This window comes from Polaromonas sp. CG_9.5, assembly GCF_035984465.1.
GTDB lineage: Bacteria > Pseudomonadota > Gammaproteobacteria > Burkholderiales > Burkholderiaceae_C > Polaromonas.
In genome coordinates, this window is record NZ_JAXCHR010000005.1 from 1 (window position 1) to 24,397 (window position 24,397).

12 protein-coding genes, 1 pseudogene and 1 riboswitch are annotated in these 24,397 nt (G+C 59.8%); of the genes and pseudogenes, 6 read left to right on the forward strand and 7 right to left on the reverse strand.

Going from position 1 to position 24,397, the window contains the following annotated elements; translation table 11 throughout:
* Positions 1 to 236: 236 nt before the first annotated feature.
* The gene (purL, locus tag RCH06_RS05085; protein WP_327080357.1) at positions 237 to 4,262 is read right to left on the reverse strand and encodes a phosphoribosylformylglycinamidine synthase; all 4,026 of its coding nucleotides are present in this window, start codon (positions 4,260 to 4,262) and stop codon (positions 237 to 239) included.
* 267 nt (positions 4,263 to 4,529) lie between these two features.
* Here purL and map point away from each other — a divergent pair, with 267 nt between their 5' ends.
* The 4 genes from map to RCH06_RS05105 all read left to right on the forward strand — a co-directional run bounded on the left by map (position 4,530) and on the right by RCH06_RS05105 (position 11,330).
* Complete coding sequence (gene map, locus RCH06_RS05090) at positions 4,530 to 5,363, forward strand: type I methionyl aminopeptidase (protein ID WP_327080358.1); 834 nt, start codon at positions 4,530 to 4,532, stop codon at positions 5,361 to 5,363.
* Positions 5,364 to 5,436: 73 nt separating this feature from the next.
* Positions 5,437 to 8,115 (forward strand): [protein-PII] uridylyltransferase, encoded by a 2,679-nt coding sequence (locus tag RCH06_RS05095; RefSeq protein WP_327080359.1) that lies wholly within the window; start codon positions 5,437 to 5,439, stop codon positions 8,113 to 8,115.
* 112 nt (positions 8,116 to 8,227) lie between these two features.
* Positions 8,228 to 8,330: riboswitch (glycine riboswitch) on the forward strand.
* Positions 8,331 to 8,495: 165 nt separating this feature from the next.
* Complete coding sequence (locus RCH06_RS05100; RefSeq protein ID WP_327080360.1) at positions 8,496 to 9,752, forward strand: D-amino acid dehydrogenase; 1,257 nt, start codon at positions 8,496 to 8,498, stop codon at positions 9,750 to 9,752.
* A gap of 192 nt (positions 9,753 to 9,944) precedes the next feature.
* Complete coding sequence (locus RCH06_RS05105; protein ID WP_327080361.1) at positions 9,945 to 11,330, forward strand: alanine/glycine:cation symporter family protein; 1,386 nt, start codon at positions 9,945 to 9,947, stop codon at positions 11,328 to 11,330.
* Between the two features lie 30 nt (positions 11,331 to 11,360).
* On the opposite strand, the gene def is transcribed toward RCH06_RS05105, so the two are convergent.
* A complete protein-coding gene (gene def, locus RCH06_RS05110) occupies positions 11,361 to 11,897 on the reverse strand; it encodes a peptide deformylase (protein ID WP_327080362.1) in 537 nt (178 codons plus the stop codon).
* 32 nt (positions 11,898 to 11,929) lie between these two features.
* Between def and RCH06_RS05115 the strand changes: the two genes are divergently transcribed.
* Positions 11,930 to 12,376 (forward strand): YbaN family protein, encoded by a 447-nt coding sequence (locus tag RCH06_RS05115; RefSeq protein WP_327080363.1) that lies wholly within the window; start codon positions 11,930 to 11,932, stop codon positions 12,374 to 12,376.
* Between the two features lie 78 nt (positions 12,377 to 12,454).
* Here the strand turns inward: RCH06_RS05115 and RCH06_RS05120 are convergent, their stop codons facing one another.
* From RCH06_RS05120 to smc, 5 genes and pseudogenes are all read right to left on the reverse strand, one after another.
* Positions 12,455 to 13,171 (reverse strand): MgtC/SapB family protein, encoded by a 717-nt coding sequence (locus tag RCH06_RS05120; protein ID WP_327080364.1) that lies wholly within the window; start codon positions 13,169 to 13,171, stop codon positions 12,455 to 12,457.
* 87 nt (positions 13,172 to 13,258) lie between these two features.
* Positions 13,259 to 13,450: pseudogene (locus tag RCH06_RS05125) on the reverse strand (BRCT domain-containing protein); the annotation flags it as partial.
* A 10-nt stretch (positions 13,451 to 13,460) separates the two neighbouring features.
* Complete coding sequence (ligA, locus tag RCH06_RS05130) at positions 13,461 to 16,208, reverse strand: NAD-dependent DNA ligase LigA (RefSeq protein WP_327080365.1); 2,748 nt, start codon at positions 16,206 to 16,208, stop codon at positions 13,461 to 13,463.
* A 23-nt stretch (positions 16,209 to 16,231) separates the two neighbouring features.
* A complete protein-coding gene (locus RCH06_RS05135; RefSeq protein ID WP_327080366.1) occupies positions 16,232 to 17,320 on the reverse strand; it encodes a cell division protein ZipA C-terminal FtsZ-binding domain-containing protein in 1,089 nt (362 codons plus the stop codon).
* Positions 17,321 to 17,333: 13 nt separating this feature from the next.
* Positions 17,334 to 20,879 (reverse strand): chromosome segregation protein SMC, encoded by a 3,546-nt coding sequence (gene smc, locus RCH06_RS05140; protein ID WP_327080367.1) that lies wholly within the window; start codon positions 20,877 to 20,879, stop codon positions 17,334 to 17,336.
* Between the two features lie 197 nt (positions 20,880 to 21,076).
* On the opposite strand from smc, the gene RCH06_RS05145 reads away from it, so the two are divergent.
* Positions 21,077 to 24,373, forward strand: coding sequence for a helicase-related protein (locus tag RCH06_RS05145; RefSeq protein WP_327080368.1), 3,297 nt, complete (start codon positions 21,077 to 21,079; stop codon positions 24,371 to 24,373).
* Positions 24,374 to 24,397 lie beyond the last annotated feature (24 nt).

Genomic DNA, 24,397 nt, shown 5'->3' on the forward strand with positions numbered 1-24,397 from the left:
CCCTTGAGGTCTACCGCAATTTGTTGCTCAACTACCACCCCTCGCCCGCTACTATTCAATGATCCCTGTGTTGCGCTTGGACTTGAAACTGCCCATACAGATCGGGCGCAAGCTGCTATCAATTTTGATGAATTTTAGCTTGCAAGATGATTGAAGAGTCACCGCAAAGGCGGCTCTGTCCTATACGCACTGCCAGCAACAAAAAAGGGCCTTATCGGCCCTTTTTGTTCAATGCATCAACCCACCCATTTGCGCGCGTTGTGCCACAGCTGCATCCACGGGCTGGCGTGGCCCTTGTCCAGGTTCGTCCAACTCATCTGCACATTGCGAACGACGCGCTCGGGGTGTGGCATCAGCGCCGTGAAGCGCCCGTCTGCCGTGGTCACTGCTGTCAGACCGCCTGCGCTGCCGTTCGGATTGGCCGGATAGGCGTCGGTCGGCTGGCCGTGGTTGTCGGTAAAACGCATCGCGGCAATCGCCTTTGACGCATCGCCCCGATGCGCAAAGTTCGCATAACCCTCGCCATGCGCCACGGCAATCGGCAGTCGGCTGCCGGCCATACCGGCAAAGAACAGGCTTGGGGATTCCAGCACTTCCACCATCGACAGGCGGGCTTCAAAACGCTCGCTCTGGTTGGTGGTGAAGCGTGGCCAGGCTTCAGCGCCGGGAATGATGTCGGCCAGTTCGGCAAACATCTGGCAACCGTTGCACACGCCCAGACCAAAGGTGTCGCTGCGGCCAAAGAACCCGCTGAACTGCGCAGCCAGCACCGGATTAAAGGTGATTGAACGTGCCCAGCCAATGCCCGCGCCCAGCGTGTCGCCGTAGCTAAAGCCGCCACAGGCGACAACACCGGCAAAGTCGGCCAGTTGCGCACGGCCCGTTTGCAAGTCGGTCATGTGAACGTCGATGGCTTCAAAACCCGCTTGCGTGAAGGCATAGGCCATTTCCACATGCGAGTTCACGCCCTGCTCGCGCAGCACCGCCACTTTGGGCCGCGACAGCATCAGCGCCGGCGCGTTCAGGCTCACAGCTTGCGGCAAGAAAACATGCAGACCCGGATCAGCCGGTTCACCAGCGGCGGCGTGTTCCGCGTTGGCGCAGGCCGGGTTGTCGCGCTGCTGGCAAATCTTCCAGCTCACGGCATCCCAGACCTGATGCAGGTCTTGCAGCCTGGCCTTGAACACCGCTTTGGTGTCGCGCCAGACCTGCACTTCGCCTTTGCCGACTTCCAGCGACGCGTGGTCGGGACGGGTCTTGCCGACAAAATGACTGAACTTGGACAGCCCGTGCGTGCGCAGCGTCTGCATCACGTCATTGCGGGCCGAGGTGGCGACCTGAATCACCGCCCCCAGCTCTTCATTGAACAGCGCTTTCAGCGTCAGCTCATCGCGGCGGCCACCGACTTGCGACGCCCAGTTTTTGCTGTCGCCGGTGTCCATGCGGCTGTCGCTGATGCCGTCGCCTTCCAGCAGCAGCATGTCGATGTTGAGCGACACGCCGACATGGCCGGCAAACGCCATTTCGCAGGCGGTGGCGAACAAGCCGCCATCGCTGCGGTCGTGGTACGCCAGGATTTTTCCCTGAGCGCGCAATTCGTTGATGGCGTTGACCAGATTGACCAGGTCTTTCGGGTCATCCAGGTCGGGCACGTCGCCGTCTTCCAGGTTCAAGCTTTGCGCCAGGATGGAGCCGCCCATGCGCATCTGGCTCTTGCCCAAATCGATCAAAATTAGCGTCGTGTCGGCTTCGACCGTGTTCAGCTCGGGCGTGAGCGTGCCGCGCACGTCGGCCAGGGTGGCAAAGGCGCTGACGATCAGCGACACCGGCGAGGTGACTTTCTTGGCTTGGCCGCTGTCGTCTTTCCAGACGGTGCGCATCGACAGCGAATCCTTGCCGACCGGGATCGACACGCCCAGCGCCGGGCACAGTTCCATGCCCACGGCCTTGACAGTGGCGTACAGCGCGGCGTCCTGCCCCGGCTCGCCACAAGCCGCCATCCAGTTGGCTGACAGCTTGACGCGCGGCAGTTCAATCGGTGCGGCCAGCAGGTTGGTGATGGCTTCGGCCACCGCCATGCGGCCCGACGCGGCGGCATTCACGGCAGCCAGCGGCGTGCGTTCACCCATGCTCATGGCCTCGCCGCCAAAGCCTTTGTAATCGGCCAGCGTGACGGCGCAATCAGCGACCGGCACTTGCCACGGGCCGACCATCTGGTCGCGGTGCGTCATGCCGCCCACGGTGCGGTCGCCGATGGTGATGAGGAAACGTTTCGACGCCACGGTCGGGTGACTCAGCACGTCGATGCAGCTTTTTTGCAGATCAACACCGGTCAGGTCAATCGGCTTGATCGTCTGCGCGACAGTTGACACGTCGCGGTGCATCTTGGGTGGTTTGCCCAAGAGCACATTCATCGGCATGTCCACTGGCGCGGGCGCATCGTTGTCCGACAGCACGAGCTGCTTTTCTTCAGTCGCCACGCCAATCACGGCAAACGGGCAGCGCTCGCGCAGGCAAAAGGCTTCGAACTGCGCCAGCGATTCAGGCGCAATCGCCATCACGTAGCGCTCCTGGCTTTCGTTGCTCCAGATTTCTTTGGCGCTCAGGCCGCTTTCTTCCAGCTTGATGGCGCGCAAATCGAAGCGTGCGCCGCGTCCAGCGTCGTTGACCAGTTCGGGGAAGGCGTTGGACAGGCCGCCCGCGCCCACATCGTGAATCGCCAGAATCGGATTGTTCAAGCCCAACTGCGCGCACTGGTTGATAACTTCCTGCGCGCGTCGTTCGATTTCAGGGTTGCCACGCTGCACCGAATCGAAGTCGAGCTGGGTGGCATTCGCGCCCGACGCCATCGAGCTGGCTGCGCTGCCGCCCATGCCGATGCGCATGCCGGGGCCGCCGATCTGGATCAGCAGCGTGCCGGCGGGGAACAAAATCTTGTGGGTCAGTTCGGCATCGATGGTGCCGACGCCGCCGGCAATCATGATGGGCTTGTGGTATCCCCAGCGCTGGCCGCCCACGGTTTGCTCGTATTCGCGGAAGTAGCCGTTCAGGTTGGGCCGGCCAAATTCGTTGTTGAACGCCGCGCCGCCCAATGGGCCTTCCGTCATGATCTGCAGCGGGCTGGCGATGTGGCCGGGCTTGCCGTAATCGCCATCAAACAGTTTAGACACCGTGAAGCCCGTCAAACCGGCCTTGGGTTTGGAGCCGCGTCCGGTCGCGCCCTCGTCGCGAATCTCGCCGCCCGCGCCGGTTGATGCGCCGGGGAACGGTGAAATCGCCGTCGGGTGGTTGTGCGTCTCGACCTTCATCAGCACATGCGTCAGCACGTCGTCACTGGCGCTATAGGTTTGATAGCTGGTAGCGCCCGTCCCGTCTGCGCCAGAGGCTGATTTGGCATAAAAACGCTGGATTTTTGCGCCTTCCATGACAGACGCGTTGTCGGAATACGCCACCACCGTGTGCTGGGGATTCAGCTTTTCGGTGTTGCGGATCATGCCGAACAGGCTCATGTCTTGGCGCACGCCGTCAATCGTGAAGTCGGCGTTGAAGATTTTGTGGCGGCAATGCTCGCTGTTGGCCTGCGCGAACATCATCAGTTCGACATCGGTCGGGTTGCGCTGCAGCTGGGTGAAGGCGTTGACCAGGTAGTCGATTTCGTCAGCGGCCAGCGCCAGGCCGAACTCGGTGTTGGCTTGTTCCAGCGCGGCTTTTCCGCCCTGCAGCACGTCAATGGTTTGCAGCGGCTCGCCGTGCAATTCGGTAAACAGACCCACGGCGGCTTGCGCCCGCTCGGTCATCACGCTTTCGAGCATGCGGTCGTGCAGCAACGCGGCGACTTGCGCGCGCTGCGCCTCGTTCAGGGCCGACTTGCTGAAAAAGCCTGATTTCAGGCTCAAGCGGTATTCGGTGATGCGCTCGATGCGCTTGACGCCCAAGCCGCAGTTGTGCGCAATGTCAGTGGCTTTGGACGCCCACGGCGACACGGTGCCAAAACGCGGCGAGACGATGAACAGGATGTTGTCGGCGGCATTGGCGGCGGGTTGCTCGCACGGTTCGCCATAGCTGAGCAAGGCCGCCAGCTGGGTTTTCACGGCCTCGGGCGGAATCGCTTCTGTAGCCACCAGATGGACAAACCGGGCGCTGATGCCCACGATCTTGTCGTGAATGGCTTGCAGGCGAGGAAGAAGTTGCTGGACGCGAAAGTCGCTCAGGGCACTGATGCCGTGGGCTTCGCCCTCAAAAGTCGTCAAGTGCAGAGTCACAGTAGCAATAGCCTTTTGGTGGAGGAATGGGTGGCAGCTGGCAAGCTGAATGTTGAGTTTGGCGCACCCGGTCGGGGCAAATTTCAGGCAACTGAATCAACGTCTGCGGGCGCGCGCGTCAGCGGGCAATTTTATCAGCGCCCCGGCTGCGTCGCTGAAACGGCTCGCCCGCCCCTTTTTGCCCCATTTCTCGCGCCAATAGGGTGCCAAAAACCTTTGCCAAGCAGAGTTAAAGCAGGTGCTGGAGTCCGGTGGGATAATTCCGGCATGAGTATTACTTACAAAAATGCAGCAGAAATCGAAGGTCTGCGGGTGGCGGGCAGGCTCGCTGGTGAATTGCTGGACTACCTGACGCCCTTTGTCAAACCCGGCGTGACCACCAACGAAATTAACCAGTTGACGCACGACTACATGGTCAATGTGCAGCACACCATCCCGGCGACGCTGGGTTATGGGCCGCCGAGCTATCCGCCTTATCCCAAATCACTGTGTACCTCGGTCAACCATCAGGTCTGCCACGGCGTGCCGAACGACAAGCCACTCAAAAAGGGCGACATCGTCAATCTGGATGTCACGGGCATCAAGGACGGCTGGCATGGCGACAGCAGCCGCATGTTTTTGGTGGGCGACGTATCGATTGCGGCCAAGCGGCTGTGCCAGGTGACTTATGACGCCATGTGGAAAGGCATCATGTGCGTCAAGCCCGGCGCGCACCTGGGCGATGTGGGCCACGCCATCCAGACGTTTGCAGAAAAGCAGGGTTACTCCATCGTTCGCGAGTTCTGCGGCCACGGCATCGGTGCCAAGTTCCACGAAGACCCGCAGGTCATGCATTACGGCCGCCCCGGCACGCGCGAAGAACTCAAGCCCGGCATGGTGTTCACCATCGAGCCGATGATCAACATCGGCAAGCGTGACATCAAGGACGGCCCGGAAAAAGACGGCTGGAGCATCGTGACACGCGACCATTCGCTTTCGGCCCAATGGGAGCACATGGTGCTGGTCACCGAAACCGGCTACGAAGTGCTGACACTGTCCGCTGGCAGCCCGCCGATTCCGGACTTTGTGCCACAAACTGCGACCGCACCCGCCAAGACCTGATCCGGCTTTGAGTCGCCATGCTCAGCGCTTTGCCGGGCAGCCCTTTCGTATTTTCAAGTCAGGTGTTTCATTCATGACTGAACTGGCTTTCTTTCGCGAACAATACCGCCTGGGCAAAGAAGCGGTGCTGGCCTCCCTTGCGGGCAGCGGCGCTTCCGCACGGGGCATTCATGGTTTGCTGCAAAAGCTGGGCCGGCTGACCGACACGGCCTTGCAGGGGTTGTGGCAGGCAGGCGACTTTCCACCCGAAGCCTGCTTGATCGCAGCCGGCGGCTTTGGCCGGGGCGAGCTGTTTCCCCATTCCGATGTCGATGTGCTGCTGCTTCTGCCCGATGCAGTCTTTGACATTGAAGACCACCCGCTGCTCAAGGCCAAGGTGGAAACCTTCATCAGCAACTGCTGGGACTGCGGCCTGCACATTGGCTCCAGCGTGCGCACAGCGGCCCAGTGCGTTGAAGAAGCCGCCAAAGATGTCACGGTGCAGACATCGCTGCTGGAAATGCGCCTCATCACCGGCTGCAAAGCGGGCTATGCGCGGCTGCAAAAGCAGCTTGACGCCGTGCTGGATCCGAAAGCTTTTTTTGTCGCCAAAACGCTGGAAATGCGCCAGCGCTACAACAAGTTTGAAAATACGCCGTACGCGCTGGAGCCCAATTGCAAGGAATCCCCAGGCGGACTGCGCGACCTGCAAGTAATGCTCTGGGTGGCGCGCGCGGCAGGTCTGGGCAAGTCCTGGGACGAGTTGGCACGCAATGGCCTGGCGACTGCTTTTGAAGTGCGGCAGATCAAGGCCAATGAAGCGCTGCTGAGCCTGATACGCGCACGGCTGCACATCATTGCCGGCAGGCGCGAAGACCGGCTGGTGTTCGACCTGCAAACGGCAGTGGCTGAATCCTTTGGCTATTCCGCCCAGATTGACCACCGGATTGAACAGCCCCACGCGCTCGATACCATGCAGGCGGCGCTGCCGCTGGACCACGCCATGTCACCCCGAGGCAGCCGCTCGGCAAAACGCCCGCCCACGCGCCCCAGCGAAGCGCTGATGCGCCGCTATTACTGGACGGCCAAGGCCGTCACGCAGCTCAACCAGATTTTGCTGCTCAATATTGAAGAAAAGCTCAACCCCTGCGACTATCCGCCGCGCCCCCTGAATGAGCGATTTTTCGACAAGGCCGGCATGCTGGAAGTGGCCAGCGACGATTTGTACCTGCGCCATCCGCACGCTATTTTGGAAACTTTTTTGCTGTTTGAAACCAACGTCGGCATCAAGGGCCTGTCGGCGCGCACGCTGCGGGCGCTGTACAACGCCCGGGGTGTGATGGACGCCAAATTTCGCAGCGACCCGGTCAACCGGGCGACATTTTTGCGCATCCTGCAGCAGCCCCAAGGCATCACGCACGCCATGCGGCTGATGAACCAGACCTCGGTGCTGGGCCGTTACCTCTGGGCGTTTCGCAACATCGTCGGGCAGATGCAGCATGACCTGTTCCATGTCTACACGGTTGACCAGCACATCTTGATGGTGCTGCGCAATGTGCGGCGCTTTTTCATGGCCGAGCATTCGCATGAATACCCGATGTGCTCGCAACTGGCCGCCGGCTGGGACAAGCCCTGGATATTGATCATTGCCGCACTGTTCCACGACATTGCCAAGGGGCGCGGCGGCGACCATTCCGAGCTGGGGCGCAAGGAAGTCCGCCTTTTTTGCCGCCAGCATGGCATTGCCGCGTCGGACGCCGAGCTGATCGAATTCCTGGTCGGCGAGCATCTCAGCATGAGCCAAGTCGCCCAAAAGCAAGACCTGAGCGACCCGTCGGTGATTGCCGCTTTTGCCCAGCGAGTCGGCAATGAGCGTTACCTGACGGCCCTGTACTTGCTGACAGTCGCCGACATTCGCGGCACCAGCCCCAAGGTCTGGAACGCCTGGAAAGGCAAGCTGCTCGAAGATCTGTACCGTTACACGCTGCGGGTGCTGGGCGGCCGTGCGCCCGATGCGGCGGCTGAAGTGGAAAGCCGCAAGCGCGAAGCGCTGACCCTGCTGGCGCTGCACGCGCAGCCTTTCGAGTCGCACAAGGCGCTGTGGGACACGCTGGACATCAGTTACTTCATGCGTCATGAGGCAGCCGATATTGCCTGGCACGCACGCCACCTGTCGCGCCATGTCGGCAAGGCCACCGTCATTGTCCGCGCCCGCCGCTCGTCTGTGGGGGAAGGCATGCAGGTGCTGGTGTACACACCCGATGCGCCCGATTTGTTCGTGCGGATTTGCGGCTACTTTGACCAGGCTGGTTTCAGTATTCTGGATGCCAAGATTCATACGGCTAAAAATGGCTATGCGCTGGATACCTTCCAGGTCACCAGTCCGTCGCTGGAAGAGCATTACCGCGAGCGCGGCGCCATGGTCGAGGCCGATCTCAACCGCACACTTGAAGAACGCGGCGCGCTGCCTGCGCCCGGCAAAGGCCGCGTATCACGCCGCGTGAAAAGCTTTCCGGTCATTCCGCGCGTGGATTTGCGCCCCGATGAAAAAGCCCAGCGCTGGCTGCTCAGCGTGTCGGCCAGCGACCGGGTCGGGCTGCTTTACCTGATTGCACGGGTGCTGGCCAAACACCATATCAACGTCAAGCTGGCCAAAGTGACAACACTGGGTGAGCGCGTTGAAGATACTTTTTTGATTGACGGCCCCGAGTTGCAGCACAACAAGGCGCAAATCGCCATCGAAACCGAGTTGCTGCAGGCGTTGAACGAGTGAAAACCCTCAGCAATCTCTGAGAAATTATTGCTTTTTGACAGCCAATAGCTGCTAAATTACCGCGATTGCCGCTCCACCGAGAGCTGGCATGCATCAATCAGCCGCTACAGGCTACCTGGTGTCGGAAGAGTCTGCAGTGCCGCTTCAAGCATCGCTGCAGCGCCGAAGGAGCAACCACCCCGGAAACTCTCAGGCAAAAGGACCGGCATCATTATTGATCTCTGAAGAGCTGTCGCAGGCCACGTCATGCGGCGCACCGAAGGAGCAAGCCGCCCTCGCCACAAGCGAGGGCTGGTGAATCTCTCAGGTCCAGAACAGAGGGGGTGCCCGGTGCGCAGTTGCGCGCGGGCTCAACCCCCCTGACGTTGCTGGAGCCTTTCATGAAAAAAATCGCCGTTATCGGTGGCGGAATCACCGGCGTGACCACCGCCTACTCACTGGCCAAACGCGGCTTTTCAGTCACCTTGTTTGAAAAGCATCGCTATGCCGCCATGGAAACCTCGTTTGCCAATGGCGGGCAGCTTTCTGCGTCCAACGCCGAAGTCTGGAACCACTGGTCCACCCTGCTCAAGGGCTTGAAGTGGATGCTCAAGAGCGACGCCCCGCTGCTGGTCAGCCCCAAGCCCAGCTGGCACAAGATTTCCTGGTTCGCCGAGTTCATCGCCAACATGCCCCACTACCGCAGCAACACCATAGAAACCACGCGCCTGGCCGTTGCCGCACGCAGGCACCTGCTGGGCTGGGCCGAACAGGAAGGCATTGACTTTGACCTGAAAAAAGAAGGCATTCTTCATATTTACCGCAACAAAGCCAGTTTTGACCATGCCGGCAAAGTCTCGCAACTGCTGGCCGAAGGCGGCTTGCCACGCCGCGCCGTCAGCCCTTCAGAGATGCGCGCCCTGGAGCCGACGCTGGCCGGGGAGTATTACGGCGGCTATTTCACCGAGAGCGACTCGACCGGCGACATCCACCGCTTCACCAAAGGCCTGGCCGAAGCCGCCGTGCGACTGGGCGTGACCTGCCTGTACGAGCAAGATGTGACCCGCGTCACAGCAGACGCAACCCAGGCCTGCGTGACGGTGGGTCATGGCGAGCATGCAACCCGCGCGGTTTTTGACGGTGTGGTGGTCTGCGCCGGCACCGCCAGCCGCGCGCTGGCCGCCTCGCTGGGCGACCGCGTGAACATCTACCCCGTCAAGGGCTACTCCATCACCGTGAACCTGCAAGACGCGCAAAGCCAGGCGGCTGCGCCGGTGGTCAGTTTGCTGGACGATGAAACCAAGCTGGTCACCAGCCGCCTGGGTCTGGATCGCTTCCGGGTGGCCGGCACAGCCGAGTTCAATGGCTACAACCGCGACATTCGCGCTGACCGCATCAAGCCGCTGGTGGACTGGGTGCAGCAGTGCTTTCCCGGTGTCAACACCCAGAGCGTCATACCCTGGGCGGGTTTGCGGCCCATGATGCCCAACATGCTGCCGCGCGTTGGCCGGGGCCGCTCGCCCTGCGTTTTTTACAATACCGGCCACGGTCACCTGGGCTGGACACTGTCAGCCATCACCGCCGAGATGGTGGGCGATGTGGTGAGTGAAGCCTTCAAACCCACGGGCGTGCTGCAAGGAAAGCCCGTTCCGGCCTGAAAACCCAAGCCTCATGCGCCAGTTGACATCTGGCGCTGACGGCTTTTCCTGATGCGGCTGCGATTGGCTAGAATCGCCCGCCGCCATCAAAACCACCAGACCCTGCCGGCCCACAAGCCAGGATATTTATCAATAACCGCCAGCGGCGGGTGGGCTCGTTTGCCTCAATAACTATTATCCGGAGACAAAATTATGGAAACACTGACTTCAATCGTCGCAGCGATCAACGACTTCGTCTGGGGGCCGCCCATGCTGGTGCTGATTCTCGGCACCGGCCTCTTTCTTCAGCTGCGGCTCAAGCTGATGCCGATTTTGCGCATCGTCACCGGCTTTCGCATGGTCTGGAAAGGCCGCAAACCCGAGTCGGGCGCCAAGGGGGAAATCACCCCCTATGCCGCCTTGATGACCGCGCTGGCCGCCACCGTGGGCACGGGCAACATTGCCGGCGTTGCCACGGCCATTGCCATTGGCGGGCCGGGCGCGCTGTTCTGGATGTGGATGACGGCGCTGGTCGGCATGGCCACCAAGTACGCCGAGGTGCTGCTGTCGGTGCATTTTCGCGAGGCCGATACGCAGGGCGAATACATGGGCGGGCCGATGTTCGCCATCAAGAACGGCCTGGGCAAGCGTTGGGCCTGGCTGGGTGCGGCTTTTGCACTGTTTGGCGGCCTGGCCGGCTTTGGCATCGGCAATATGGTGCAGTCCAACAGCATCGCTGCCGTGCTGACCGCCAGCTTTGGCATCTCGCCCTGGGTGTCGGGCGTGGTGTTGACGGTGCTGACCGGCTTTGTGCTGCTGGGCGGGGTCAAGCGCATTGGCGCGGTGGCTGAAAAGCTGGTGCCGGCCATGTGCATTGGCTACGTCGTCGCCTCGCTGATCGTGCTGGGCCTGTATGCCGACCAGATTCCGGCCGCTTTCGCGCTGATCTTCAAGCACGCCTTCACGCCGCTGTCGGCCACGGGCGGCTTTGCCGGTGCCACCCTCATGCTGGCCATGCGCTATGGCGTGGCGCGCGGCATTTTCTCCAATGAAGCCGGACTGGGAACAGCCGGCATCGCGCAGGCCGCCGGCCAGACCAAAAGCGCCGCCGAGTCCGGACTGGTCGGCATGATGGGCACTTTTATTGACACCATCGTTGTCTGCACGATGACCGGCTTGGTGCTTATCGTGACGGGTGCCTGGAACAGCGGGCTGAAGGGAGCTGAGTTGAGTTCGAGCGCCTTTGCCACGGCCTTTCCGGGGTTTGGTCAGTATTTTCTGGCGATTGCACTGGCGGTGTTCGCCTTCACCACCATTTTGGGCTGGGCCTATTACGGTGAAAAATGCTGGGCCTATTTGTTTGGCAGCAAGATCGAAGTGCCTTACCGCGTGCTGTGGACACTGTTTGTGATGGTCGGTGCGGTCACGCACCTGGACTTCGTCTGGCTGCTGGCCGACACCCTGAACGCCTTCATGGCTTTCCCCAACCTGGTGTCGCTGGTGCTGCTGTCGCCGGTCGTGAGCAAGGTCACCAACGACTACTTTGCGGGCAAGGCTGACGCCGTGCCGGTGCGCTACAAGATGTCGGCTCCCAAGTGAACTAATCAGACGGCAGCGGGCGCGGCCGGCTCAGTCGTCGGCCGCGTCCAGCCCCGGAAACAGCACCTCGGTGTAGCCGAACTGGCTGAGGTCCCGAATCCGCATCGGGTAGAGCTTGCCGATCAGGTGGTCGCATTCATGCTGCACCACGCGCGCATGAAAGCCGTCAACGCTGCGGTCAATCGGATCGCCGTACTGGTCAAACCCGGTGTAGCGGATGTGCGAGAAACGCGGCACCTTGCCGCGCAGGCCGGGCACTGACAGGCAGCCTTCCCAGTCGGTTTCTTCGTCCGCACTCAAAGCCGTAATCACGGGGTTAATCAGCACAGTGCGCGGTACCACGGGTGCATCGGGGTAGCGCGCGTTCAGCTGGTCGCTGCCAAAAATCACCACCTGCAGGTCCTCGCCAATCTGCGGCGCAGCCAGGCCCGCGCCATTGACCGATTGCATGGTGTAGAACATGTCCGAGATCAATACATGCAGCGCATCGGTGTCGAAGGCTGCCACGGGTTGGGCGATGCGCAAAAGCCGTGCATCGCCCATTTTGAGAATTTCACGAAGGGTCATGGACGTCAAGCATAGCGGCTGACGGCACAATCATGAACATGGCCCCTGAAGATAACCCGCCTTCCCTGCCGCCGCTCGCTGGCGCACCGCCCGCCAGACGCGCGCTGCCGGCGCCGGTGCGCTGGCTGCTGTTGGGGTTGGCGCTGCTTAGCCTGGCGCTGGGCATCGTCGGCATCTTTTTGCCAGGGCTGCCCACGGTGCCGTTTGTGCTGCTGGCCGCCTGGGCCGCCAGCCTCAGCTCACCCCGGCTGTCGCGCTGGCTGGACAACCATCCGCAGTTTGGCAAGCCGCTCAATGAATGGCGGCGGCACGGCATGGTGCGCCGGCGCGCCAAGTGGGCGGCGACGCTTGGCATGACCGTCAGCGCCACGGCGTCGCTGGTGCTGCTGCAAGCCCACTGGGCGGCGCTGCTGGCCGTCGCCTGCATGGCGTGCGTACTGGTCTGGCTATGGCGCAGGCCCGAACAGCCGGCGGATTGAATCAACAGCGGTTCGCCAGCCACCGGCTCCAGCCCGTATCAACCCAGGTCAATCCGGCACAGTCTGTCAGCAGCGCGCCTACTCGGTGGTGCTGGAACTCCAGTAAGCCTGGCGCACCATGGGCAGCGCCGACAGATGGTCAATGATGCGGTCCATCACAACGCCATCGACCGACGTGGCAGTCAGCGTCGCCTGAATCTTCACGTTGCGCTCGCCAAAGGGCAGCACTTGCAGGTCGCGCGTCGGGTAGTCGCGGTCTGCAAGCTCCTGCTCCAGCAAGGCCAGCGCCTCTTTTTGCCGGTCACTGCGGGTGACGACGTAAACGCTGTTCGTCACTTCGGCCGACGTGACATCCAGCGGCTGGCGGTTGATCTTGTCCACGATGGGCCGCAGCAGCGTGTTGGCCGCCAGCACAAACAAAGACCCCATGATGGCTTCGACCACCAGCCCCGCACCGCAGCACGCGCCCACCGCAGCCGAGCACCACAGCGTGGCGGCTGTATTGAGGCCGCGCACATTGCCTTCTTCGCGCATGATGACGCCGGCGCCCAAAAAGCCGATGCCCGACACCACATAGGCCACCACCCGCACCGCGCCCTCCGCGCCAAACAGCGCGGTGGCCATGTCGACAAAAATCGTCGCGCCCAACGCCACCAGCACATTGGTGCGCAGCCCGGCAGTGCGCTGGCGGTACTGGCGCTCCACGCCAATCAGGCCGCCCAGCACAAAAGCTGCCGTCAGGCTGATCAGGGTGTCAAACAAAGAGGAATAGTTAAGGGTCTGAATCGCTGGCATAGGCCGGTGATTGTCCCCTCAAACCAGCGTGGCTTTTTGCGCGCCATAGGCGCAGTAGCTTGAGTTGATGCAGTCGATTCGGCGGTTTCAGTCGCCCGGCGACTCAAGCAACGCCCGCAGCGCAGCCTCGTCAATGACGGCCAGCCCCAGCGCTTCGGCCTTGACCAGCTTGCTGCCGGCGTCAAGCCCAGCGACCACGTAATCCGTCTTCTTGCTGACCGAGCCGGCCACCTTGCCGCCGGCCAGCTCGATCATGTCCTTGGCCTCGTCACGGCTTAGACAAAAATACTTATTTTAATTCTCCTGTCTCTAAAAAATCCATGAATTCACTCTTACTCAAAATCTTCGTTCCCTGATCTTGTGCCTTTTTAAGCTTTGAAGGTCCGGCAGACTCACCGGCGACAAGGTATTGCAAATCTTTGGTCACACTGGAAACAACTTTTAGATGAGCCTGTTCGGCGGCTAATGCCAGCCCCTCCTTATCCGAATTACCAAATCCTGTAAAACATACCTGAAATCTATTATCTTTAGCTGCAGCTTTTAAAGTCCCCTTTGCATAAATCAACGCCCAGCCGTCTTGTTCACTCAGCAGATCAATGTCTGCGTTAGTCATGTCAGTTTTTGATAACAAAATTCGCCTAAGCTTATCGCTTATTTGCATTTTTTTTACTTCATTAAAGTTATTCACCATAGTTGTCCACCCGAATCCAAAATCATCAACTTCTTTAATTACTGTACACCACGGCTCCTCTCGAAGTTTTTGTGCAAAAATTCGATAGTAATTAGGCATTATCAAGTCAGATGCAACGGCATTTAATAACAATCTAGGACTATGGAACTCAGTTGCTAGTTGTTCATATTTTTTATCACCAATTCCACTTAAAAAGCCAGCTGTAATTGGTATATTAATAAGTTTTAAACTTTCCAACTCCTCTTGCCTAATTGCTTTAAGCAAACGTTGAAAATTAATTGGCTCAGATTTTTCATCTAAATTCTGAAGAACTATTCCAGAATTATTTATTAACTCATTAATTACAATACGATTGTGATCTTGTTGGAAAAATAAATAAATTGATATGGCCGTTTCATGACCGACATCATCAAAAAGTTCCAAAATAGATGACGACGCTGCTCTTAATTTATTTATTTCACCGAACTGTTTAGCCAACTGCTTAGAAGTAGTCACTCCTACATTAGGTATTCCCAACGCAAAAATAAAATTTCGCAACCTTGCTTGCTTAGATTTATTAATCGATTCAAGCAAATTAGTTACAGACTGATGCTGTAAAGTAGAATTACCTCCCAGTGATAAGCCAAGCAATTGGTTATACTTAAGCTTATATAAATCAGCTGAAGTTTCAACCAGTCCAGTCTCTACTAGCTTATCAATTAACTCTTCTCCAAGACCATCGATATTCATTGCCGTACGTTGTGAAAAATGCCAAATAACCTGTTTTTGCTGGGCTGGACAGAAAAGGCCACCTGTACAGAAGTAATCAGCTTTACCTACCTCGCGCACAGCGTCGGAGCCGCAAATCGGACACTGGTGTGGCATAGTGAATTTTCCAGCCCCTTTCTCCAGCAAACTGTTTCTTTTTCTTTTCTGAAAAAATTTCCGTCTCTCCCTTTTAACGAGAGGCCTAGAGCGCTTTATAGATCTCTTCACACTTTTGATCCGTTTTCGCTTTGGATATGGCAATTTCAAAGGAACGCGCTTGTCAAGCAGCACGCTGACCACCTCGGGAATCACGTCGCCGGCACGCCGCACGATGACGGTGTCGCCGACGCGCACATCCTTGCGCCGCGCTTCGTCCTCGTTGTGCAGCGTGGCGTTGGTCACGGTCACGCCGCCGACAAACACCGGCGCTAATTTTGCCACCGGCGTCAGCTTGCCGGTGCGCCCGACCTGAATGTCGATCACCAGCACCGTGGTCAGCTGCTCTTGCGCCGGGTATTTGTGCGCCACCGCCCAGCGTGGCTCACGCGTCTTGAAGCCCAGCTCGCGCTGCAGTGCCAGACTGTTGACCTTGTAGACCACCCCGTCGATGTCGTAGGGCAGCTGGTCGCGTTGCTGCCCGATGCGCTGGTGAAACGCTATTAATTCAGAAGCGCCCAGCACAGACTGCGTCTGCACTGCGACCGGAAAACCCCATGATTTGAGGGTTTGAAGCAAGCCATAATGCGTGGCAAATTGCGGCCCGCCCTGATCGGGCGGCGTGACTTCGCCCACGCCATAGGCAAAAAAGCGCAGCGGGCGCTGGGCGGCAATCGCCGGGTCGAGCTGGCGCACCGCGCCGGCGGCGGCGTTGCGCGGGTTGACGAAAGTTTTTTGGTCGCGCGCGCGCTGCGCTTCATTCAGGCGCTCGAAGTCAAGACGCGCCATATAGACCTCGCCGCGCACTTCCAGCACGGGCGGCGCTTCTGGCGGCAGCACCAGCGGAATCTGGCGCATCGTGCGGATGTTGTGCGTCACGTCCTCGCCGACCTCGCCGTCGCCGCGCGTGGCGGCATGCACCAGCACACGGTTTTCGTAGCGCAAATTCATCGCCAGGCCGTCGAACTTGAGTTCGGCCACGTACTCGACGGGCGCGCCATTCACCACGTCCAGCGCAGCCTGCGACAGCGGCTGCGTGCGCCTGGCGCCTTCCAGCTTGCCCTCGAACCGGCGCTGCTCCGTGGCCAGGTAAGTGCGCAGTTGCTGCTCGAACTTTTCCGCGCCTGCAGCCGACACGTCGGTTTCGGTGTGAATCGACAGCATGGGCACGGCGTGGCGCACCGGTGCCAGGTCGGACATGGCCGCGCCGCCCACGCGCTGGGTGGGCGAGTTTGGCGTCACCAGTTCGGGGTGCTGCGCCTCCAGCGCCTCAAGTTGCTGGTAAGCGCGGTCGTATTCGGCGTCGGGCACCTGGGGCGCGTCCTGCACGTAATACTGGTGCGCCCACTGGTTAAGCTGCGCGCGCAGCTCGTTTACTTCTTTTTTAATAGCAGGTGACGCCCGCCCAGCTTGCGCAGGGTCATCAAACAGTCCTGGATTCATGGTGATTAACGCCCCTTGACGCCTCAGCTGAACAGCCGCCGGCCCAACGCCGAGCCTGCCGACAGTTCGCGCGCATCCATGTGGTCGTACAGCGCCTCCAGATCGGCATGGATCACCTCCATCGCCTCGGGTCTGACGCGAACGGCGTTGTCGTCGATGATCACGCCGTCCATGCTGCGCGCCAGCGTAATGGCCACTTCACACATGCGCGCAAAAGGTGCTTCGTCGCGCAGCACTTGGGGCACATCGAGCATTAAAGACAGCTCATACAACGCGGTTTGCTCGGACTCTTCCGACTGGGCCGACTGCGCATCAAAGGTCAACAACAAGATCGGGCCGTGCCCCGGCTGACTCGCTGGCAGCAGCATGCGCCCGGCAATCGAGGACGGAACAAACCCCATGCTGGCCGCGCATTGCTGCAGATAACCCGGACTCCAGGCGGTCTTGACGGCGCGCACGGTAAAGCTCAGCTGGGCGTCGTGCGCGCCGGCAAAATAGTCCAGCTCACGGGCGCGGGCGACTTCCCCCTGCATTTCCGCAAACTCTACTTCGCCGCCGATGGCATCGGAAAAAGCCTGGGCTTTGATGACGAATTCCGAATACTCAATCGCATTCAATGCGCCCGTGCGGTTTGCCAACTGAACGCCGCACTGAAAAGCGCTGTAACGCTGCTCGGCTGCAGGAAATTCCCATTGGCCGGTGGCCGCATTCAACCCTTCAATCGCAAAAGGCTTGCTGCCCACACGGCGCGTCGTGGGCATGGCGGCCAAGGCCACTTCGCCGGCCAGCGGCGACTCCAGCACCACGGGCGCTATCGCATCAATCAGGATGTCCAGCCCCGGCTTTTTCTCCAGCTTGGTGAACTGCGTCAATGAGGCCAGGCCAGAGTCGGCCTCAAGGCTGTGTTCCTGCGGCTCGGCGGGCGAAGGGTTTTGCTGCAGCGACGACTGGGTTTGCGGCGCGGGTGGTGCCGGGGTTTCGGCGCTGGCAGCCACTTTGGGCGTGGCCTGCTTGGGCAGGTTTTTGCGGGCTGTCCATGCGCCGTGGGCCACCACGCCCGCCAGGACCAGACTGCCACCGACCGCTAAACTGATTTGTAAGGATGTGCTCATGATTTTTATGGGTTCAGGCTGCTTCGGCAAAACTCAGGGCGACCTGCATGTCAACGGCGACGATGCGGGACACGCCCTGCTCTTGCATGGTGACGCCAATCAACTGCTCGGCCATTTCCATGGCGATCTTGTTGTGGCTGATAAATAAAAACTGGGTCTCTTTGCTCATGCTGGACACGAGTTTGGCATACCGCTCGGTGTTGGCGTCGTCCAGCGGCGCATCGACCTCGTCCAGCAGGCAAAAAGGCGCCGGATTGAGCTGGAAAATCGCAAACACCAGCGCAATCGCCGTCAGCGCCTTCTCGCCGCCCGACAGCAGGTGAATCGTCTGGTTTTTCTTGCCCGGCGGCTGCGCCATGACCTGAACGCCGGCATCCAGAATTTCGTCACCAGTCATCATCAGCCGCGCATTGCCGCCGCCAAAAAGCTCCGGGAACATGCGGGAAAAATGCCCGTTGACGGCGTCAAACGTGCTGGACAACAAATCACGCGTTTCCATGTCGATTTTTTTGATCGCATCTTCGAGCGTCGCCATCGCCTCGTTCAGGTCGGCCGACTGCGCGTCCAGAAACTGCTTGCGCTCCCGGGCCGTGCACAGTTCGTCCAGCGCCGCCAAATTCACCGCGCCCAGCGCCTGAATATCGCGCTGGATGCGGTCAATTTCGCCTTGCAACCCGGTCATGCGCACTTGGCCGGCTTGAATCGACGCCTCAACGGCGGGCAAGTCGGCCTGGGCTTCCAGCAGCAACTGGGTATATTGCTCAAAACCCAGCCGCGCCGCCTGCGCCTTGAGCTGGAATTCGGTGATGCGCTGGCGCAGCGGCTCAAGTTCACGCTCCAGTTGCAGCCGCCGCTCATCGCTGGCGCGCAGCTTGTGGCTCAAGTCGTCGTACTGGCTGCGCTGGGCGGCCACGTCAGCTTCGCGCGCCAGCTTGGCATTCAGCGCATCCTGCAGCCCGCCCTGTGCGGCGGCGTCGTTCAGGCGCGACAACTCGTCGCGGGCGCGGGTTTCTTCGGCGGCAATCGAAGCGGCCTGGCTGGTGGCAATGGCGATAGAACGCGACAGCTCTTCGCGGCGCGCGGCCAGGCTGCGCAGCGCAAACTGCGCCTCCTGCATTTGCCGCTCCAGCGTGCGCTGCTGTTCACGCGATTCAGCCCGGCGGCGCTCGGCATCAATCACCCGGTCGTCCAGCCGGGCGTGGCGCTCCTGGCTGTCGGCCAGCTGCATGTCGAGCTCTTCAAAGCGGGCTTCTGCGGTGAGCTTGCGTTCCTGCAAGGCTTCAAGCTGGACTTCAATTTCGGCCCTGTCGGCCTGAATCTGCTGACTGCGCGCACGCGCCTGCTCGGCCAGCTGGCCGAGGCGCAGCACTTCGACCTGCAGCGCATGGTTCTGGTTCTGGCTGTCAGCGGCTTCGCGGCGCGCCGCCGCCAGGCGCTGGCTGGCGTCTGCATAAGCGGCTTCGGCCCGGCTCAGGGCGGCTTTGGCTTCTTCGCTGATCAGCAGTTGCGCGCGTAAACTTTTCTCGAGGTTTTCAATGTCCTGCGCCCGCGCCAGCAAGCCGGCCTGCGCAGAATCAGGCGCATAAAAACTCACGCTGTGCGCGCTGACGGCATGGCCACTCATGACATAAATCGCCTCGCCCGCCTGCAGGCGTTCGCGTGCCGCCAGCGCGTCGTCCAGCGTGGGCGCGGTGTAGCTGCCGTGCAGCCAGTCGCCCATCAACGCCGACAGGCCGGCATCGTTCAGGCGCAGCAAATCAGCCAGTGGCTTGAGGTTGAGCGCCGGGTTGGATCGGCCAGGCGCTGCGGCGTTGGGTGGCGAATAAAACGAGAGTTTGGCAGGCGGGCCTTCCTGGCTGCCGCGTCCGTCAGTGCCCGCAAAACCCCGCACCATCTCCAGCCGGCTGACTTCCAGCGCGCCCAGACGCTCGCGCAAGGCGGCTTCCAGCGCGTTTTCCCAGCCTTGCTCGATATGCAGGCGGCTCCACAGGCCCTGCAGGTGTTCCAGGCCGTGCCGCGCCAGCCAGGGCTTGAGCTTGCCGTCGGTCTTGACTTTTTCCTGCAGCGCCTTGAGCGCCTCCAGCCGCGCCGACAAGTCGGCGCGGCGGGCTGATTCGGTGTTGACGTTGTGCTGCAAAGCGCGCCGGTCTGCATCCAGCTGCGGCACGCTATCGGTCAAGTCTTGCAGGCGGGCCTCGGCCTGGGCCTGCGCTTCCTGCGCGCCGGCCAATTGCGCGCCCAGGCTGGCAAGCCGCGCTTCATCGGGCACATTGAGCGCCTTCTGGTCAGCCGACAAGCGCTCATGGCGCAGGCCCAGCGTGCGCAGTTGCTCTTCAACATGGCGCTGTTCGGCGGCCAGCACCTGGAGTTGCTGCTGCACCTGCGTCACGCCGGCGCGTTGCGCATTCGCCGCGGCCTGGGCCTGGCGCAGCGCTTCTTCAAGCGCTGGCAGTTGGTCTTGCTGCTCTTCAAGCTGTGCGGTCAGCAACCCGGCTTTTTCTTCGGCATCAAAACTTTGCCCGGCCAGCGTTTCGGACTCCAGGGCGGCGTCTTCGCTGCGCGTGGCCCACTGGGCGGATTGCTCTTTCAGCTGAACCAGGCGCTGTTCGACACGGAGCCGGCCATCGACCACGAAGCGGATTTCTGCTTCCAGCCGGCCCACCTCGGCGCTGGCTTCATAGAGTTTGCCCTGCGCCTGGTTGACGTGGTCGCCCGCCGCGTAGTGGGCCTGGCGGATGGTTTCCAGATCGGCTTCGATATGGCGCAAATCGGCAATGCGGCTTTCCAGGTCATTGACTGATTTTTCGGCGTCCAGCCGGACTTTGGACTGGTCGGCTTCGCTCTCGGCGCGCTTCAAAAACCACAGCTGGTGCTGCTTCAAGGTGCCGGCGGCCTGCAGTGTGTTGTAGCGCAGCGCGACCTCGGCCTGCTTTTCAAGCCGCTCCAGGTTGGCATTGAGTTCGCGCAGGATGTCGTCAACGCGGGTCAGGTTTTCGCGCGTGTCGCTCAGGCGGTTGGCGGTTTCGCGGCGGCGCTCCTTGTATTTGGACACGCCAGCGGCTTCCTCCAGGAACAGGCGCAACTCTTCGGGCTTGGACTCGATGATGCGGCTGATGGTGCCCTGGCCAATGATGGCGTAGGCGCGCGGCCCCAGCCCGGTGCCCAAAAACATGTCCTGCACATCGCGCCGGCGCACCGGCTGGTTGTTCAGGTAATAGCTCGAATTGCCGTCGCGGCTCAGCACCCGCTTGACGGCGATTTCCTCAAACTGGCCCCACTGGCCGCCGGCGCGGTGGTCAGCATTGTCAAACACCAGCTCGACGCTGGCGCGGCTGGCCGACTTGCGCGTGGTGGTGCCGCTGAAAATCACGTCCTGCATCGACTCGCCGCGCAGCTCGGACGCTTTGGATTCACCCAGCACCCAGCGCACGGCGTCCATGATGTTGGACTTGCCGCAGCCGTTCGGCCCGACCACGCCCACCAGCTGCCCCGGCAGCTGGAAATGGGTCGGATCGGCAAAGGACTTGAATCCGGCTAACTTGATTGAATTGAGACGCACGGCTGACCTGTGTTGTTGAGCCTGGGGCTGACGCGTTGATGCTTTTTGACGCTGGTGAACCCGCAGCGCCACTGACGGGCTTGCACACGGCCTGTGATGTTACCCGAGCGCAGGGCGGACTTTTAACGCTTGCCAAACACCTTAATGCTCACTATTGAGCCCCGCATAATCGTGCGACATCCTTGAATCTCGGACTCATGACTGAAAAATCACTCTTTTCCTCGCACGGCATCAAAGACAACCACAACCGAGGCAAAGTTGCCGACTTTTTACAAGCCCGGCTGGTCAAAGGAAGTAGCCTGTCCGTGGTGTCGGCTTATTTCACTATTTACGCCTATGAAGCCTTGCACAAGGAACTCGACGGCATCGAATCGCTGCAATTTTTGTTTGGTGAACCGCGCTTTATCCAGTCACTTGACCCCGCCAAGACCGACAAAAAAGCTTTCAAGATAGAAGACGAAGGCTTGAGCCTGGCCAATCGCCTCCAGCAAAAGGAAGTCGCCCGCCGCTGTGCCGAATGGATCAGCGGCAAGGCTGAAATCCGCTCCATCCGGCAAACCAACCTGCTGCACGGCAAGCTGTATCACATTGACGACGGGCGGCGCGAGCACGCATTGATGGGCAGTTCCAATTTCACCCGGCGCGGTTTGGGCCTGTCCGCCACGCCCAATATTGAACTCAACATGGTGGTGGACAGTGACCGCGACCGCACCGACCTAAAAGCCTGGTTTGACGAACTATGGCAAGACACGGCGCTGGTGGAAGACGTCAAAACCCAGGTGCTGGACTACCTGGCGCAACTCTATGTGGACCATTCACCAGAGTTTATTTACTTCAAAACCCTGTTTCATGTTTTTGAAAAACACCTCTCAGGCCAGCAAGCGCAGGCACAGTTTTTTGAAAACACCGCCATTACCAGCACCGGCATCTGGAAAGCCTTGTTTGAATTTCAGAAAGATGGTGCCAAAGCCGCCATCCAGAAAATCAACACCCACAACGGCTGCATTCTGGCCGACAGCGTGGGCTTGGGCAAAACCTATTCCGCCCTGGCGGTCATCAAATACCATGAGCTACGCAACCACCGCGTGTTGGTGTTATGCCCCAAAAAACTGCGCGACAACTGGACGGTTTACCTCAGCAACAGCGAACTCAACCCCTTTTGGGGCGACAAGTTTTCATACCATGTGCTGTCGCACACTGACCTTTCCCGTGAAACCGGCAAAGTAGGCGACCTAGACCTCGGCCAGCTCAATTGGGGCAATTACGACCTGGTAGTCATCGACGAATCCCACAACTTTCGCAACAACGTCAAAGGCAGGCGCGACGAAGACGGCAACGTCATCAAGAAAAGCCGCTATGAATGGCTGCTGCAAGACATCATCCAAAAAGGCGTCAAAACCAAGGTCATGCTGCTCTCGGCAACGCCGGTCAACAACGACCTGAAAGACCTGCGCAACCAGCTTTACCTGGTGTCAGAGGGTCAAGACCATGCGTTCATGCAAAGCACCGGCATTGTCAGCATCAAGCAAACCCTCAATAACGCGCAAAAAATCTTTAGTGACTGGGCCAAACACACCAGCGAGCGCAACCCCAAAGACCTGATGGACCGCCTGCCCGCAGGCTTTTTTACCCTGCTTGACGAGCTGACTATTGCCCGCTCCCGCAAGCACATTCAAAAGTATTACCGCGCTTCATTGGCCGAAATTGGCCAGTTCCCCAAGCGTGCCAAGCCGTTATCGGTGTACGCGGACATCGACAAAAAAGGCCGTTTCCCCACCTACGACAAGCTCAATGCAGAGATTGAAAAATACCAGCTTTCGATTTTTAAGCCGTCAACCTACGTTTTTGAAGAATACAAAGACCAGTACCAGAGCGCCAAGGATGTGCGCAACTTCAGTCAGGAAAAGCGTGAAAAGTTTTTGATCGGCATGATGAAGGTCAACTTCCTGAAACGGCTGGAGAGTTCGGTGAAATCGTTCGCCATCACCATAGACCGCACCGTCAAGAAGATCGAAGACCTGGAATATCGCCTGCGCGCCTTTCAGACACTGCGCGACGGCAAGGCCGAAGACCTGCAAGCCACCTTGTTTTTGCTTGAAGCCGAGGAAGACGAAGAGCTGCGGGAAGTTTTTCAAGTCAGCAGCCTGAAATACCAGCTCGAACACATGCGTGTCGATGACTGGCTGGCCGACTTGGTCGCTGACAAGCAGCAGCTCTCCTGGCTGGCTGAAAGCGCCAATGCGGTGGATGCCGAGCGCGACGCCAAGCTCGCCAAACTCAAAAAGCTCATCGAGACCAAAGTCACCCAGCCCAGCATCAACCGCCAAGGCGAAGCCAATCGCAAGATCATCGTTTTTTGCGCCTTTGCAGACACCGCTGCCTATCTGTATGAACAGCTTGAAAGCTGGACTCAGCAAACGCTCAAGGCAAACATTGCCCTGGTGTCCGGCGGCACGCGGCCAAACCGCAGCACCTTTGGCGCGGCAGACTTCAATCAAATTCTGACCAACTTTGCCCCCCGCGCCAAGCAGCGCAGCAAAATGCCAAAAATGCCGCAGGACGGCGAAATTGACATCCTGATCGCCACCGACTGCATCAGCGAAGGCCAGAACCTGCAAGACTGCGACCTGCTCGTCAACTACGACATTCACTGGAACCCGGTGCGCATCATTCAGCGCTTTGGCCGGATTGACCGCATCGGCAGCCTGAACGACAGCATTCAGCTCGTCAACTTCTGGCCCACGCCCGACCTGAACAAATACCTCAACCTTAAAAACCGCGTGGAAGCGCGCATGGCGCTGGTGGATATTTCCGCCACCAATGAAGACAACGTGCTGAGCCACAGCGAACTCGAAGAGCTGATTCACCAAGACCTGAAATACCGCGACAAACAACTCATGCGCCTGAAAGACGAGGTGCTGGACCTGGAAGACTTCAACGAATCGGTGGCCCTGAACGAGTTCACGCTGGACGATTTCCGCATGGACCTGAGCAACTACCTGGCCGCCAACCGCGCCCAGTTGGAAGAAGCGCCCTATGGCTTGTATGGCGTCGTGCCCGCCAGTGCCGAGCTGGCAAGCGTCAAGCCCGGCGTGATTTATTGCCTGCGCCAGCAGCAAGCGCCCGCGCAAGGGCATGAAACCGTGAATCCGCTCAGCCCCTATTTTTTGCTCTATGTCCAGGCCGACGGGTCGATACGCTACAACTTCACCGCGCCCAAACAGGTGCTCGACATCTTCCGCGCGCTGTGCCAGGGCAAGACTGAACCCCATGCCGATTTATGCAAGCTGTTTGACGCTGAAACGCGCCATGGACAAGACATGAGCGCCTATTCCGCCCTGCTTGAAAAAGCCATAGAAGCCATCGTCGCCCAGTTCAGCCGAAAGAATGCCGCCAACCTGTTCACCGGCCGGGGCGGCAAGCTCATGGATGCCACCAAGGCCGTGAAAAGCAATGGCGACTTTGAGCTGATTACCTGGCTGGTGATAAAGTAGATACATTTTCATATCTACTTTAAG

What these genes read in the sequence shown, in the direction of transcription:
- RCH06_RS05095 (WP_327080359.1), top strand. Translation starts at nt 5,437, where the DNA reads ATGACTGAACTGGCTTTCTTTCGCGAACAATACCGCCTGGGCAAAGAA.
- map (WP_327080358.1), top strand. Translation starts at nt 4,530, where the DNA reads ATGAGTATTACTTACAAAAATGCAGCAGAAATCGAAGGTCTGCGGGTG.
- RCH06_RS05115 (WP_327080363.1), top strand. Translation starts at nt 11,930, where the DNA reads ATGAACATGGCCCCTGAAGATAACCCGCCTTCCCTGCCGCCGCTCGCT.
- RCH06_RS05105 (WP_327080361.1), top strand. Translation starts at nt 9,945, where the DNA reads ATGGAAACACTGACTTCAATCGTCGCAGCGATCAACGACTTCGTCTGG.
- RCH06_RS05100 (WP_327080360.1), top strand. Translation starts at nt 8,496, where the DNA reads ATGAAAAAAATCGCCGTTATCGGTGGCGGAATCACCGGCGTGACCACC.
- def (WP_327080362.1), bottom strand. Translation starts at nt 11,897, where the DNA reads ATGACCCTTCGTGAAATTCTCAAAATGGGCGATGCACGGCTTTTGCGC.
- RCH06_RS05120 (WP_327080364.1), bottom strand. Translation starts at nt 13,171, where the DNA reads ATGCCAGCGATTCAGACCCTTAACTATTCCTCTTTGTTTGACACCCTG.
- ligA (WP_327080365.1), bottom strand. Translation starts at nt 16,208, where the DNA reads ATGAATCCAGGACTGTTTGATGACCCTGCGCAAGCTGGGCGGGCGTCA.
- RCH06_RS05135 (WP_327080366.1), bottom strand. Translation starts at nt 17,320, where the DNA reads ATGAGCACATCCTTACAAATCAGTTTAGCGGTCGGTGGCAGTCTGGTC.
- RCH06_RS05145 (WP_327080368.1), top strand. Translation starts at nt 21,077, where the DNA reads ATGACTGAAAAATCACTCTTTTCCTCGCACGGCATCAAAGACAACCAC.